Genomic DNA, 15127 nt, shown 5'->3' on the forward strand with positions numbered 1-15127 from the left:
ATCCTCTTTTTTTTAAAAGAACCAGTCTTGACATTTTGCCACTGTTTGAAACCAACTGCAGAATCTAAATATAATAGGTATATTTAAGACAATAACCAGCACACCAAGTCTAGCTCTGAGTGAAATTACAGCTGCCAATCTTTCCATCGGGTAGAATCGCATTGCAAAAAGAACTCAGGGACTTAAGCTGCTCCGGTGTGATCTTCGCATTGTATAAATTAGATCCAGCCAAACTGGCACCTGATAAATTAGCGCCAGAAAAATCTGAGGATGTAAAATTACTATTACTCATTCTCGCTTTTTTTAAATTTGCGAAACTAAAATCACTATAAGAAAAGTCAGCAGCCCCAAGGGAAAACTCGGTGGCCATTATGCGATTAAATTTCGAGAATTGATGATTACCCCAAATACTCAAACTGGAACGATTTAAATTGCTACCACTGAGAGTAATAGCGCCACTCTTATCGGTAAAAAGATAGAAATCATTGCTCAAATCACAAGCCTCACAAACTCCTGTCTTTTCAAATTTTTCAACCTCTAATGGATTAGAAAATTGCTGGGAATAAATTACTGTGGAAATGGAAACTAAAGATAAAAATAAACAACTTCTCATGACTCCCTCATTCAAATAACCAACTGCGTTCCTGCATTCAGAAATGTATTTTACTTCATTATTCAACCAATTACACTGTGTAATAGGTCTATTGTTTTACATCGGCCAGGAAATGTCTAGCAAGCTCTTTAATGGATTCAATAATCTTTACCTGTATTATACTGTGTCTTAATCATTGTAATAAGAAGCCTCTTTAAGCCCTAAAACCGCTTAAAACCTATAATCAATATATTACCTGTTTGCAAGAGCTTAATTAAGAAAGCTGATGAAAAGAGAAAATTCAATAAGCAGTCTATCGCAGTTTGTACAATCTAAATGGCAATCGTTTATCGTGCTCCTTTCCCTCCTGGCTATCTGTATCTATCTTATACTACGCGCAGCTAATTCCGGGTTCGCCAATTTTCCTTTATTAGCTTTGATTATCATTGGAGGAATCCCGTTATTTCTGCAAATTTTTTTAAAGCTGCTAAATGGTAATTTTGGTGCGGATTCCCTGGCTGCAATTGCTTTAGTCACAGGGGTTATCTTGCAGCAATATTTAGCCGCATCATTAATAATCCTGATGTTAGCCAGTGGACAGACATTAGAACGTTACGCACGGCATAAAGCATCTTCTGTCTTATTGGCATTGGTGAAACGAATGCCCACTTTTGCTCATCGTAAGATTGATGGTGATATTTCTGATATCCCCGTAGCTGACATTCATATTAATGATGAAATTGTTATTTATCCGCATGAAACCTGCCCTGTTGATGGCATAGTCATTGAGGGAAATGGTTCAATGGATGAATCTTATCTTATTATTAGAATCGACGGATGTATCGGAGAAGCCTGGACAAGGTTTAAACGGTATCATCAATCATCGAAAAGTAAACGTTACGAGCCGAAAAAAACTATTAGAAATATTGCCTGATTCTCAATCATTACTCCCTCCTGTTTCCCCGGGTTTAGAATGTATTATTTTAATTGATAGCGAATACGCGGCCACTCTACATTTTCACGATGCACCAAGGGCAGAAAGCAAATCATTTATCAGTCATTTGAAGCCAGCACATCAATTTAAAAAAATTATGCTGGTTTCCGGAGACCGTGAGTCCGAGGTGAAATATCTGGCGGAATTAATTCCGTTTACAGAAATATATGCGTCTCAAAGCCCTGAACAAAAACTGGCTATCGTGCGCCGAGAAAGAAAAAACGCCCCTACAGTATTTATGGGAGACGGCATCAATGACGCCCCCGCTTTAACCGCAGCCACCGTAGGGATTGCTTTTGGGCAACACAGCAATGTGACTGCTGAGGCTGCAGGCGCTGTTATTATGGAAAATACCTTAAATAAAGTAGATGAATTGCTACATCTAAGTATCCATACGAGAAATATTGCCGCACAAAGTGCTGCAGGAGGAATGCTTTTAAGTCTTATTGGAATGGGATTTGCCGCAACGGGTTACATAAATCCGGTTTTAGGTGCAATTCTGCAAGAATGCATTGATATCCTTGCGATTGCTAATGCCTTACGCCTTGCATTTGGGTCCGAAATTAAAATTGATCTGCCAAATAGTTAAAAATAGCAGCACATTGATTCTCCCCATAAGCTTGAACCCCTGTGGTATTACAAGCGATTTTGACCTTTGAACAAATTATCGAACTCATAACCAGGCAAGATCAGGCTTGATTATTTGCAGGAATTGTTTTATTCAAAATTACCTTTAAGGGTTACAATAATCGCAATATTGTGGCTCAGCTACTTTCACACCGTCTCTTCTTGGCCGTTTCTCTTGATAATCACACTGGATACAACCCCAAATCTCGTATTGGCATAATGAAGTCGGGGATGAGCATTCACCGCAAGGAAGGTAGCCTGAGACTTGTTTTAATCCAAAACCAGGAGCTAAACAGTCAGGGCAACAGCATTGAATTCGATGAGCTAACTTTTCGGCGAGTATAGAAATCGCATTCATTCTGGTTGGATTCATCATGGCTCTCATATCCGTGGCAAGAAAGAGCTCCTTTTCGTGTTGAAACCCAAGAGAGAGAGCATTTTTCAGCGCTGTAATGTCTCTAATCCCTTTCGCAAGCACCTTTTTATCACTATTGGTCTGCAAAGTGAGCCCATGCTCGGGAAAACCTGCTTTATCTAAAAAATGGCTTAGCTCTGTTTGTGCCGTTATGGTCATCATACGATAATTTGTTTTGGGTGTAGTATATTGCTCAGCAATCACCCAATTGTTTTTGCGATCAATAAATACCATAATCTCATGATCAACAGGGGTAAATGGAAATGCTGGATGCGGCCCAAAACTTCCTTCACTGGCAATGACTAAATCATACCCGTAATCCTCTGCAGCACGTTTTGCCTTTAAAATACAGGTTTCATAGGGGCTTAATGTCCTTGGTATTTCACCAGTAAAGCTTCCGAATTGGTCGGTGTCAAATTCGTGCACATCCAATGTGCACGAAAGTGTATCAAAAAATACTTTAGCAATTGCTTTTTCTTTTTCATGTTTTGAAGCAAGTAAAACCGACTGATTTCGATAATGCATGATTAAACTCCAGTAATTGAGTGGAATAATCCATTCGCGCCACATCAACATCAGAAACAAACATCACACCCGAGTTTGGTTGAAATCAGATACTATGATTTCTATTTTATTCATTGGATGTAATTCTACTAAACGCCATTCCCCAGATGGGTATAGTTGATAAGCACATTGACTCTTCGGATCAATAACTACCAAATGCACCCACTCATTAAAAAATAAGGTTTTTAAAATGGAGTGTTTTTCAATCACTTGAGAAACCATCTTTCTGGGAGCGTAAACAACTGCCAATAAACGCTGTGGTTCATGATATGTTATATCATCCGAGCTCATTACCGACTGCAGGGGAAGACCATGCATCAAATCGCTTCCATTGCCCTGCATGATCCCAATGGTTCCAACTACATTGTGAGTGACTTTGCTTCCACTTCCAAAAGCAACATTATCTAAAGTAGAAAATAAGTATTGAGTATTTATCCATTCGGCCACCACCATGGGCGCAGTCAAAATCGTCTCGAGCAGTGCCCCGTCATGGTCGTGCTCAAAGCGGTATGAATGAAGAAAGCAACGGCCATCAAGGTTGATATTTTTTGTTAGATGCCGAGGTGCCACAATAAAGGCTGCATTTCTTGCCAACCCCCATTCAGGCCGTGTTTCAGACCAGTCCAGACTCCGTCGTATTATGTCTTTATGGGGCCTGCTACTCTGCAATTTGGTTCCCCGCTCCTGGTTGGTTATACGCTTTGCTTCTTTCAAATCGGCTTGCAATTGGGTTAGAAGTTCAGGATATATAGGTGTCTTCGCTGCCTCTTCAGAATAAAGCTCAACACAATCCGTCGTTGTATTATGCAGTGCCCCATAAAATATCGTATCCAGAGGGATGTGCATACCGCGGTCTTCCAGACCCTTCCGAACTTCGGGCTTATTGAGAATCGATGCCAGTAAACGGGCATTGATACCGCCATGATTACCACCACAGGCGCCACAATCCAGAGCTGATGCATAGGGATTATTTTCAGTAGTACTTCCATGGCCGCAAAGAATAATGAGCTTCGCAAAACCTGAAGTAAGTCCCATTAGACGCAATACCGTTTCAGCATAACTAATCTGCTCTTCTAAGCACAAACCTTGCTCTGCATCAGTTTGGCTTGACTCATAGGCAACCTTGGTCGGCATACGGGGCTTTAACCAGGTTCTGATAGCCGAAACTGCATGGTTACTTAATTCTGGCGATAAAGATTTAACGGTCATATTTATACCGCACCAAAGACCTAAGGACTCGACTAAGGCAAAGGGGGTGGACACATTGTGTTTTAGTTGCGTATACAGACTTTTGCAGCGGTCAACGAAGGCCTTTCCTCGCTGATAATGCTCAAACACATCTTTATTGGCAGCCGGTATTTCTTTAACGGCATATTTTGGCTTTAACAATACCGGGCAGCACTCTTTATTTCTATTACCATCAAACTCATCCACACGCACAGGAAGACCAAAAAAACCGGCAAAACCAAAGGTCTCATAATGGCCCAGGGATTCAATGGCGCGACGAAAAGGCTCGGAACGTACATCAATACAAAAAACCAACTGCGCATTTCTTCGCGCAAGATGGGACTTTTCTTTGTCTACCTCCGGCAAAAGCTGGCTTAATAGCTTTTGCCGATAGGAATTTTCGTTGCTTTTTAGTTTCGCCAACACTTGTTTAACCAAAGAGCCATCGCCGAGACTTTTTTTTTCTTTAGCAGCGTCAGGCCAGAAAATGCAGGTTAGCACCAGGCGCACTGCCAGAAAATCAGTGAGAGTTACATTAGTTTCTCCCGGTTTTTTTGAGTTCTGCCAGTCTGTTTTCCATTTCACAAATCCTGCCCAACCTGGTAAATAGGAAAGCGACTTTGAAAGAAATGCCTCTTCCTGCCCTTCTGGAACCAGAAGTTTTTGCAGACAGATCCTGATTGCTTCTTCTGCAGACTCAGGTAATTGCTGTAGAAATTCCTTTGCTTCTTTTTTATTCTGGTGCACTTGCTTATCAAAATAAGCCAATTTTAAGAATCCAAAATAAAAACCTTTCTCCCTAAAAGGCATATCAATACTGCCTTGTCCCGCATCAAAAAAGCCGCCACACCATTTGATCATTTGAATATTAACGTCCTCCAGTTGCAGATTTCGTTCAGCCCTTTGGCGTTTAAAGTTACCTTTAACCTGAGCCAGGGCGTCTTCAAACGTTTGTCCCTCAAACCCTTGTAGTGGATTACAAGCGATAAACGTTTCAAGCGGCCAAACAGGTGCGATACATTTTGCAGCATTGTGTACCCAGGCTTGAATTTCAAGCGCCTTGTTTTCTCCATGATGGAAGCTAATATCTGAATTTTTAATTTCGTTCATTGCACTATTCTGTTTCAATGATATTTTTGCAGCTGTCATAAATACTCCTTAATACATTTAGTAGTTGTAATCGTTTCGTAAAGCGGTGACAGTTTTTACAGAGGGCTGGCTTGAATTAAATAAGCTCATATAAAGCCAACAGCCTAATCTTGATTGGCCAATTGTTTGATGCAGACCCAGATTAAAGAAGGCCCAGAACGCCGCAAAGGAGGCCATGATAGTCCAATGAATTATCGATAACTGAGGGGCTTTCAATAGCGATATGCCTGGTATTAGCCACTGAATCAATTGGATACTCGCGCCGTACATGAGGCCGGAAATCATGGCAAGAAAAAGCGCCAACACGAAACTTGACGCCGTTTGGTGGGCCCTGATCCAGGTGAACATGAGTTGCGAGCCAGCTATGAAAGTAAATAACAAAACAAAGCTGCTTGCCTCATACATGGAAAGGGGCTTATTAGTTGCAAACGCAAAGGAAACCATTGCCACTATTCCGCCAGAAAGAGAAATCATAAGCATAATGAGAGACCCTTTAGAGGAATTAGTCTCTGATTTTCTTTGTTTTACCGCAGAGCCTGAACTTAAAAAAAGATAGGCCTTGAACAATCCATGCCAGCACAGATGCGCTATAGCTGCAGCAAATAGGCCAACGCCGCATTGCATCATCATGAACCCCATTTGTGCCATAGTGGAGCAAGCCAACATTTTTTTTACATCATGCTGCATCAACTTCCAGGTAGTACCCAGTAATGCGGATATAGAACCGACTATGAACAATAGCGTTAGCAAGCCAGGGCAAAGTATCATCAGTGACGCCAATTTGACGATTAGAATTCCTCCACCATTAACAAGGCCTGCATGCATCAAAGCAGAAACCGGTGTTGGTGAATTTAAAGAGCTGATTAACCATCGATGAAAAGGAAATAATCCGGACTGGACGACTGCGCCAACCAGGATTAGACCCATTGAAATGGAAAATAAGGAGGGATTGCCGAATTGAGTTATCTGCACCAGGGATGAAATAGAACTTGATCTATAAGTTACAGTTAAAATAATAAAAGCGATTAATAGACTTAAACATCCTGAGGCCAGTGTATAAAAGGCCAGGCGCGCAGAGTTTTTTGCAGCCGCCCATTCAGATTTATGTACCATCAGCAGTACTAGGAATACATTGGAAGCAGATAAGGCACACCAGAATAAAAACAAATCATCGGCAAGCACCATGATAAGCGCTGTAAATGTAAGCGTTGATAACAGAAGAAAAAAACGTCTGTAGAGCCTATCCCCATGCATATACCTTAGTGAAAAGCGATGCACGATAAAGCTCACTAATAAAATTAAACAGCATAACAACAGGCCCAAGGTATCGAAGCTAATTAACAAGTAGACTGCAGAATTCTGAGATAAGGATAAATAGGAGAGCAGCCCTAGCCCAGTTAAAAAGCCGCCACCAATACTGTAACCTGCCAGGCGCGCTGCAACCATTGGACGGGAAATTAAACTGCAGTTTAAAGCAAGCGCGATAATTGGACTGGACAACATGACACATAAAAAAAATAAAACTATAGTATTCACATGATTCCCCATTAGAGATTGTTTTGTTACAATGAGAATATATTAGATATACTGATATAAGTGAAATTAAAAATATTTATCTTTTCTATTAGGAATTCTAATGTCACTAGATACAGTAACCCTGCAATGCTTTCTGGCTGTGGCAGACACGCAAAGCTTCACTAAAGCAGCTGCCCGTGTAGGCCGAACCCAATCAGCGATAAGTCAGCAAATTGCCAAACTTGAAAATTTAATTGAAAAACAGTTAGTTACCCGTGGGCGCGAACTATCCCTTACCCCAGAGGGTGAGCTTTTTTTAAGTTACGCCAAAAGGATATACGAGCTGCATCGCGAATCACTAGACCGATTTAAGACACCGGAGCTACAGGGCGAGCTTCGATTTGGCCTTCCGGAAGACTTTGCCTCCATGATGCTTTCTGAAGTTCTGGTGGAGTTTTCCAGGCTTCATCCCAGAATAATGCTCAATGTGGAATGCGATTTGACATTGAATCTTATCAAGCGATTTCATCAGGATGAATTTGACTTAATCCTGATAAAGACCAATGAAAAAAATCTGATTTCTGAGGGCGTCAATGTATGGAATGAGCCCGTAGAATGGGTGGGCAAAAAAGAGTTGCTGCCAGCGCTCAATGATAAAGCAGTAATCCCGTTGATTCTTTCACCCACCCCATGTGTCTATCGCGGTAATGTGATTGAATCCCTCAATCAGCATGATCTAAAATGGCGCCTGGCATTTAGTAGTCCAAGTTATGCGGGCAAAATGGCGGCTGTCAAAGCGGGCTTAGGAATCACAGCCATACAGCGTAGTATGATTCCCAATTATCTGGATAGACTCGATGATTATTTTCTTCCCTCTTTGAAAGACATTCATGTATCGTTAATAAAAAAAGAGGCTGCAAGTAAAGCGATTGATTCTCTTGAATTTTTTATCATGGATAAATTAAGACTTAAATAAAGGATTTGGAACACTGATGAAACAGGGAATGAGTTCGATTGCTGAGGTATTAGATAAAGCGACGATTGCGTCAATCGTGATGATAAGCGTGGTCGTAAGCCTGCTTAGCTTAAGCATACCTATTGCAGCCCAAACGTTAGTCAATCTGATTGCCTTCGGCAAATTACTGCAGCCGGTAGTCACACTAAGCATCATCGTACTTGTCTTAATGATAGCGCTGGGGGCTTTAAATATATGGCAAACGGTTATCATCGAAGTCATTCAACAGAAACTAATGGTTAACATAAGTCTGAGCCTGACCCGTCAGTTTACTCATTTGTCACTCGATAATTTCTCGTCACATCATGGGCCTGAGCTCGTTAATCGCTTTTTCGAAGTGGCAACCATTAACAAAGCGTTATCAAGTCTTTTACTCTATGGAGTAAATTTGGGTCTGCAGCTTTTTTTTAGTTTAATCCTGCTCCTTTTTTATCATCCTCTTTTTCTCATATTCGATGGATTTATCATATTAAGCATTGTGTTAATTGTTTTTTTGCCCTACCGTAAAGGTTTGGCAAGTGCTGAAAAGGAATGTACTGAAAAACACCAAATAGGCGCCTGGCTGGAAGAGCTGCTGACCAATCGCTTTTTATTTCGGTTTAATCGCTATCATCGATACGCTATTATGCAAACGGATAGACGCCTGGTTCATTTTTTAAAGGCTCGCAATATCCATTTCAGGCAACTTATTAAACATCAGATTGGATTTTATCTTCTCTCAGCAATCGCCAGCAGTTTATTACTCGGTCTGGGGGGGTATCTTGTGATTAACAACCAGTTAAGCCTGGGCCAGCTCGTTGCAGCAGAAATTGTACTTGGCGCGTTAATTTATGCTTTCAAACGATTTGGTGTCCTTTTAGAAAATTATTACGACCTGCTGGCTTCCGAACATAAAATTGATCTGGTATTAAATCTTCCAACGGAAGCTGTCAACACCGAGTTAAGCGAACTTATCAATCCCATAAAAAACATCATGCTAGTCACCAAAGAACAGGAAAAAGGATCGAGCTCACCTGGAAACCCTCTGGTTATCTGCTTCAATGAGACACTCAAGCAAGAGTCGCTTGTCGATTTTATATTGGGTTTTAAAAATAATATCGATCTCAGCGTGTATATCAATCAGACTCTCTGCTATCAGGAATACAGGCGCTCCCTTCGTGAACACACCCTGTTACTTCGAGATAAAGACTGGTTTGCCGGCAGCATTTATGACAATCTGCGCCTTAACCAGGCGCCTTTTCCGATACAGCAATTAAAAGAGCTTTTAAAATCTTTTGGACTCATGGATAAAATTATGAGTCAGTCTCATGGCTTAAAGACCATGATTTATGATTGGGAGCAGGTGTTTACTGAACTCGAGCTCATTCAACTCATGGTGATTCGCGCATTAATTGCAAAACCCAAGCTTATTATCATCGATAGCCTCTTTGATAGACTGGCCATAAATGACATTGAATTACTGCTCTTTCATTTAGCAAATCTCAATGAAACGCTTTTGATAATAATCACTCAATATGCGAATCACATTCCCTTGTCTAACTGCCTGGTGCTTTCATGAAGCTACATGCCTATCAAATGATTGGCAAATTACCCAATCCGCGCAAAATCGCCAAGATTATCTTTTTAGTACTTTTTGCCTTAATCTTATTATTGAGTTTCACCCCTTGGCAGCAATTTGCCCTGGGGAGCGGAAAAGTGATTGCATTCTCACCTACGGAGCGATTACATACTGTCAACTCACCTATCTATGGCAGAATTAAAAAATGGTACGTCGACGAAGGGATCCGTGTTAAAGCGGGAGACCCAATTGTAGAGATTAGCGACAACGACCCGGAGTTACTCAAACGATTGGAGATGGAAAAAGAAGCGATTTTGCTTCGCATTAAAGCGGCCCAGCAATCGTTAACCGCAGGAAAAGCCAATGTTGAACGCCAAAAGAATTTGTTTCTGCAAGGTATAAATTCAAAACGTCAATATGAACTGGCTCAAATAGAATATGCCAAATATCAAAATGAACTGGCACAAGCAAATATTGATAAGGTCAGCATCGATGTTCGCATTGCCAGACAACAGACTCAGCTCATCAAAGCGCATGTCCCGGGAGTAATAGTCAAACGCCTGACCGGACAACAAAGCGTTGTAGTCAGAGAAGGAGAGATATTAGCTGAGATTATACCCGTGACCGAGTCCAGAGCGGTAGCCCTTTGGATTGATGGGAATGATATCCCATTCGTTTCCCTCAATCAAAAGGCACGTCTTCAATTTGAAGGATGGCCGGCGATTCAATTTAGAGGCTGGCCACAGATCGCCGTCGGCACTTTTGGGGGAAAAGTGGCCTTTATAGATCCGACAGATAATGGCATGGGATTATTTCGCGTCGTAATTGTACCTGATGAACCCTGGCCTGATCCAAACTTTTTAAGACAGGGAGTTCGTGTTCATGGTTGGGTTCAATTGGGTGAAGTACCTTTATGGTACGAGCTATGGCGTCAATTTAACGGCTTCCCGCCTGAAAGCATAGCACAAAAGGCGAATTCATGAGGGTATTAGCATTAAACGGGCTTTTCACTATACTAACTGGCATCGGCCTCTTATTGGGGTATTCATGGTCCTATGCCTCCCCCAAAACGCAGGAATTGAGTTTAATGCAAGTGTTGCAAAGTATTGACACTCACTACCCTCAAGTAAAAATAGCACGTCTCGAAGTCATAAAGGCCAGTGGTGCATTTGTTAATGCCAATGGAAAGTTTGACCCCGTCTTGGAAGTTAGTACCCGCTCACAACCCGCCGGTGGTTATATTAATAATTTTGGCGATACTCAACTCACCATCCCAACCCTCTACAACGGTTTGAAACTTTTTGCAGGCTATCGGAACGGTCAAGGCGACTGGCCCATTTATTATCAAAACTATTTGACGAACTCAGGTGGAGAATATCGAGCTGGGTTATCACTTCCCTTACTTCGCGACCGGCTAATCGATAAAGAGCGCACCGGATTATTTTCTTCTGCTCAATTGATGCTCATGAAGGCACAGGACGCCGAAGCAATCAAAATAAAAATTTACCAGGAGGGAATTAAAGCCTATTGGCAATGGGTAGAAGCAGGACTTCAAATAAAAACCTTTAAGCAACTCCTTCTGTTAGCACAAAAACGGCAACAGGCAATTGAAAAACAGGCTCGTCTTGGGGATTTGCCAGAACTTGCCATCAGTGAAAATTTACAGCAAATTATTCAAAGGGAACAATTACTCAATCAAGGCCAAATGATATTTGAACAAGCAGGCATTAATTTATCTCTATATTTTCGGGACCCACAGGGAAACCCGCAGGTCCCCGGGGAACAATCCTTACCTGCATTGAGCAGCACTTCAAACAATAAAACAGAAATCCAAACATCGCTCAGAGAACACCCTGGTATTAAAAAGCTTAACCATTATGCCAATATGATAAGGCTCAAACGCGATCAGGCACGTAACGAACTCCTGCCTCAATTAGATGCAACTGCGTACACCTTCAAACAAAATGGAACAGGAGGATACCCTTTATTAATTCCGCAAGCCGCAATGGTCGGGTTATCGTTTAAGTTTCCCTTATTACAAAGAGAAGCCAGGGGAAACCTGATTCAGGCTGAAAGTGAATTGCGACAAATTCAAACAGAAAAGCGATTTTTTTATGAACAACTTAACAATGAATTTGCAAATATACTGATTGGTATTAATAGGAGCAGACAGCAAGTCAACCTGTTAAAACAAGAGTTACGTCTGGCTAAAAAGGTGCAGCAAGGAGAAACAAAAAAATTTTATGGCGGCGACAGTACTTTATTTTTAGTCAATCAACGCGAGCAAATGACAACACAAATACAACTTAATACCTTACATGCTCAAGTACAATTAGAAGAATTAAAAGCCAGAGCCCGCTTTTTTAATTCAACCTGCAGAGAAAACCGGAAATAAAGTCAGCAGCTTGATTATTATATATACTATAGAAATAAGACCTGTTAACTAAATCGATATATGTGAAAATATTAATAACTACCGCTCCTTTCGAGGCCGAAAATACAGGCGACATCAGCTACGCGCGTCAGATGGAGAGATGTTTAAGAGATTCAGGACATGAAGTAACTTATCTGCGTGCTCAAGAGCTTGGCTTATCCGTCGAAGTGAGTAAAGCGCTTGATACCTCTATTAGATTAAGTGAAATCTACGCTGCACTAAAAAAAATTGGCGACTCATTACTGCATCATATCTTGACCACAATCCCCAAAGACACGGTTCTTTTCATGCATTTCAGAATTCCTCATACTGGATTTAGCTTCTCAGCAAAGCATCTTTCTCAGCTAAAAGCAGCAGGATATAAAATATGTGCTTTGATTAATGAACATAGCTGCAATAGAGAGGAACCTACCGAGATAGATAGAAATTATCAGACAGCCCAATTAATTCCTTTTTTTGATCAAGTTATTATATTTAACCCTATAGATAAAGCAGGCTTACTTAAGACAGCAGAAACCAAAAATTTTTATCACTGTACAGATAACAAGATGTCTTTAGCTAAAAGCAATGCATGGACTCTTTTTCAGGTCGGTGATGAATACCCTGCAAAATTCTCATTGGAAGAAAGAATATCTCTTATTCCAGCCCCTATACTAAGCGCTAAAAAATATGATCCTGGTCCTGCAGACAGACCAGATAATATATTGATGTTTGGAACTATCCGACGAAACAAGGGAAACACCGCCACGCTAAATTTAGCCCGATTGCTGGCTGAGAAAGGAATATCAACTATTCAGATTAAAATTGTAGGTAAAGTACTTGCTGATATGAATGGTTTTAGTTCCTTCAGACAATATGTATTGTCCACTTTTCCTGACCGCCTGGGATTTTGTGCTGATTTTAAGCCTCTTGAACGCATGCTCGCTGAAAAAGAGCACAGAATAGCAAAATTATCATCCTTAGATAACTATGAAAACGAGTTCAATAATTTATGTAGAGAAATAGTCAATGATTTGGAGTCGCAGGTCACGAAACAAAGACCTAAAGCCCTACCCATTGAATTTCATATCGATGTGAGTGAGGAGGCTTTCCGAACATTGTGCCATCAATCTCGCTACGGTATTAAATTCGACAAAAAAGGGTTTTGCGATAATGCCTCAACTATCATTAACATGATGGGTTTCGGATTGATTGTGATTTCAAACAAGACCCGTATGCTCAATCCTGTTTTCGATGATTGTCCCGCAGAGGAATTGCCTTTAGTTTTATTGGAAACGACTGAACCCGAGGCAGAACTTCTTTTTCAAACCATCTTTTATTTAAAAAGAGATGTACCTGCAAGACAGCGGATTCTGAAAAATCTGGAACGGGTAATGACCACAATGTATGATCCAATGCGCGTGACGGCTCAGGTTGTGAGAGTGCTTGAAAAGGCATTAAATATTGAGCGACATGCCAAACAGGAAGATGAGGAGACAGATAAAACTGAAAACAAGCTCTCATCAAACTGTGTCACGTCATCTCGAACGCAGTGAGAGATCTCCGAATGCGGGCACAAACCAGGATTTGGGAGATCTCTCACTGCGTTCAAGATGACGGCGTGCCTGTGAGTAATGACACAGTTTAATGAACCCTCTCTAAAAATTCCTAGCTATCAATTATCATAAATCTTCCAACCAGAGAATCATCACTCGTATTGTGTTTCTTGTTCATAGAGTTGGAAGCATAGAAGCGAGACAAAACAGGAGCTAGTTTAATAGCCCCATTTAAATCCGTCTGGGTTCTTCTGTGATATTCAGAAGAAACACGCTCTCGTAGGGCTTCTGGAACTAAAGTAGCCGAAACGCCGATATGATAATAGGGCATCTTTTCTTCACTTAATCCTGTATTTTCACCAGGGGCTAGAGTCTCAAGATGCCGAACAGCTTCGTAGTCAATTAGACGATTATATATTTCTCCAACTTCAATTACGGAATGGTGGCCGTTATAAACAATGACTCCACATAAAACTATCGCTAGATAACCTGCTGGACGGGATTGGAAAACTCCCAATGAATCATGAAAAAAGCCGAGATCAAGCAGCGCAACAAATACTCTAGCCGCAGTTGATGACGCACTGGCAATCAAGGGTAAAGAAGACCCATTTCCTGCACCCCAGCTTGCGAGATGTTGGATATAGGGCACCGGCACTCGTTTTATAAAATCTTTTGGACGGTCCGCAGGGTTTAAAGGGATTTTGTAAAAGGCCATTTTTTCTTCAAGAGCTTTCAGCGCCTGGTTCGCTTCTGGAAGGGTTCTATGAGAGGCAGTTATATCGTTTTCAAATCTTCCAGCAGCGACTGCGGCATCATATTTTTCAACGACCACCCTTGCCTTCTGATAAACATCCGCAGCGACAAAAGCAGCTTTTCCAGATCTATAAGCCCGAGTATGAAGAGCCGCACGTGGAGCGATGTCAGTGCCAATCTCCATACCTAGGCCGCGGGTTATGGCAAGATGCTCCGGGGTGCGGCGTACTCGCATATCGAGCTCTGCCTGGGTCGGCATTATCCACCTGTAAATGCTTTCAAACTCCAGTTTGCTTTCACCAGTCTTAGTCCGTGCCAGTTGTTCTACATAGCAGAAAGAGCAATCAGTGATCATCTTCACCACCTTGCTTAAGCAATTTACATCGGTAGTTCTCCTTATTCTTTCGGGCTCCATAATTGCCGAGAATCTTATTAAAAGCTTTTTCAGCAACTCCTTACTACTCTTGATTTCAGCAGTAGAATAGTCCTGCATCACCCCTTCCCACTGCGGATCATCCGCTGAATGTTCAGAGATAAGAAAATCCAGTGATTTCTCCTCAGACGCATTCAATTTAACACTTGTCTCTAGTTTATTTAGAATGGGAGTAATAACTACGGCTCTCAATTTCTGAGCTGCGTTCGCAATCTCTATTTTACTCTCAGCATCATCTTTAATAACGTGCAAAACAGACTCTGCAAAATTACTATCTTGTTTCGCGGTAGGCAAAAGCGTCTCCCTGGTAAAAACA

The 15127-nt window shown here is 41.3% G+C and carries 12 protein-coding genes; 7 read left to right on the top strand and 5 right to left on the bottom strand.

Annotation, left to right across the window (positions count from 1 at the left end; genetic code table 11):
- Nucleotides 1-109 precede the first annotated feature (109 nt).
- On the bottom strand, nt 110-679 hold the full coding sequence (locus E1O89_RS02510; protein WP_133138809.1) for a pentapeptide repeat-containing protein: 570 nt from the start codon (nt 677-679) through the stop codon (nt 110-112).
- Nucleotides 680-878: 199 nt separating this feature from the next.
- Between E1O89_RS02510 and E1O89_RS15595 the strand changes: the two genes are divergently transcribed.
- On the top strand, nt 879-1526 hold the full coding sequence (locus tag E1O89_RS15595) for a hypothetical protein (RefSeq protein ID WP_262337373.1): 648 nt from the start codon (nt 879-881) through the stop codon (nt 1524-1526).
- Nucleotides 1408-2175 carry an HAD-IC family P-type ATPase gene (locus E1O89_RS15600; protein WP_262337390.1) on the top strand — a complete coding sequence of 256 codons (768 nt, stop codon included), beginning with the start codon at nt 1408-1410 and terminating at the stop codon, nt 2173-2175. The genes E1O89_RS15595 and E1O89_RS15600 overlap by 119 nt, the downstream gene beginning before the upstream one ends.
- A 144-nt stretch (nt 2176-2319) precedes the next feature.
- Here the strand turns inward: E1O89_RS15600 and E1O89_RS02520 are convergent, their stop codons facing one another.
- The 3 genes from E1O89_RS02520 to E1O89_RS02535 form a co-directional block, all read right to left on the bottom strand.
- On the bottom strand, nt 2320-3153 hold the full coding sequence (locus E1O89_RS02520; protein ID WP_133138810.1) for a DUF6671 family protein: 834 nt from the start codon (nt 3151-3153) through the stop codon (nt 2320-2322).
- A 63-nt stretch (nt 3154-3216) separates the two neighbouring features.
- A complete protein-coding gene (locus tag E1O89_RS02530) occupies nt 3217-5568 on the bottom strand; it encodes a DUF2309 domain-containing protein (protein ID WP_133138811.1) in 2352 nt (783 codons plus the stop codon).
- Between the two features lie 18 nt (nt 5569-5586).
- Nucleotides 5587-7104 carry a proton-conducting transporter membrane subunit gene (locus tag E1O89_RS02535; protein WP_133138812.1) on the bottom strand — a complete coding sequence of 506 codons (1518 nt, stop codon included), beginning with the start codon at nt 7102-7104 and terminating at the stop codon, nt 5587-5589.
- Nucleotides 7105-7204: 100 nt separating this feature from the next.
- On the opposite strand from E1O89_RS02535, the gene E1O89_RS02540 reads away from it, so the two are divergent.
- From E1O89_RS02540 to E1O89_RS02560, 5 genes are all read left to right on the top strand, one after another.
- A complete protein-coding gene (locus E1O89_RS02540; RefSeq protein WP_112218142.1) occupies nt 7205-8059 on the top strand; it encodes a LysR substrate-binding domain-containing protein in 855 nt (284 codons plus the stop codon).
- 13 nt (nt 8060-8072) lie between these two features.
- Nucleotides 8073-9656, top strand: a complete 1584-nt coding sequence (locus tag E1O89_RS02545; protein WP_187347025.1) for an ABC transporter ATP-binding protein — start codon at nt 8073-8075, stop codon at nt 9654-9656.
- Complete coding sequence (locus tag E1O89_RS02550; protein WP_133138814.1) at nt 9653-10639, top strand: HlyD family secretion protein; 987 nt, start codon at nt 9653-9655, stop codon at nt 10637-10639. Before E1O89_RS02545 ends, E1O89_RS02550 begins: the two co-directional genes overlap by 4 nt.
- Nucleotides 10636-12051 carry a TolC family protein gene (locus tag E1O89_RS02555; RefSeq protein WP_133138815.1) on the top strand — a complete coding sequence of 472 codons (1416 nt, stop codon included), beginning with the start codon at nt 10636-10638 and terminating at the stop codon, nt 12049-12051. Before E1O89_RS02550 ends, E1O89_RS02555 begins: the two co-directional genes overlap by 4 nt.
- Nucleotides 12052-12113: 62 nt before the next feature.
- On the top strand, nt 12114-13625 hold the full coding sequence (locus tag E1O89_RS02560; RefSeq protein ID WP_133138816.1) for a hypothetical protein: 1512 nt from the start codon (nt 12114-12116) through the stop codon (nt 13623-13625).
- Nucleotides 13626-13737: 112 nt separating this feature from the next.
- Here the strand turns inward: E1O89_RS02560 and E1O89_RS02565 are convergent, their stop codons facing one another.
- Nucleotides 13738-15105 carry a hypothetical protein gene (locus tag E1O89_RS02565; RefSeq protein ID WP_133138817.1) on the bottom strand — a complete coding sequence of 456 codons (1368 nt, stop codon included), beginning with the start codon at nt 15103-15105 and terminating at the stop codon, nt 13738-13740.
- Between the last annotated feature and the right edge of the window lie 22 nt (nt 15106-15127).

Source organism: Legionella genomosp. 1 (assembly GCF_900640215.1).
GTDB lineage: Bacteria > Pseudomonadota > Gammaproteobacteria > Legionellales > Legionellaceae > Legionella_C > Legionella_C quinlivanii_A.

Bases quoted from the DNA above. Each gene is read 5' to 3' on its own strand.
- E1O89_RS15595 (WP_262337373.1), top strand. From the start codon at position 879: ATGAAAAGAGAAAATTCAATAAGCAGTCTATCGCAGTTTGTACAATCT.
- E1O89_RS02520 (WP_133138810.1), bottom strand. From the start codon at position 3,153: ATGCATTATCGAAATCAGTCGGTTTTACTTGCTTCAAAACATGAAAAA.
- E1O89_RS02530 (WP_133138811.1), bottom strand. From the start codon at position 5,568: ATGACAGCTGCAAAAATATCATTGAAACAGAATAGTGCAATGAACGAA.
- E1O89_RS02540 (WP_112218142.1), top strand. From the start codon at position 7,205: ATGTCACTAGATACAGTAACCCTGCAATGCTTTCTGGCTGTGGCAGAC.
- E1O89_RS02550 (WP_133138814.1), top strand. From the start codon at position 9,653: ATGAAGCTACATGCCTATCAAATGATTGGCAAATTACCCAATCCGCGC.
- E1O89_RS02555 (WP_133138815.1), top strand. From the start codon at position 10,636: ATGAGGGTATTAGCATTAAACGGGCTTTTCACTATACTAACTGGCATC.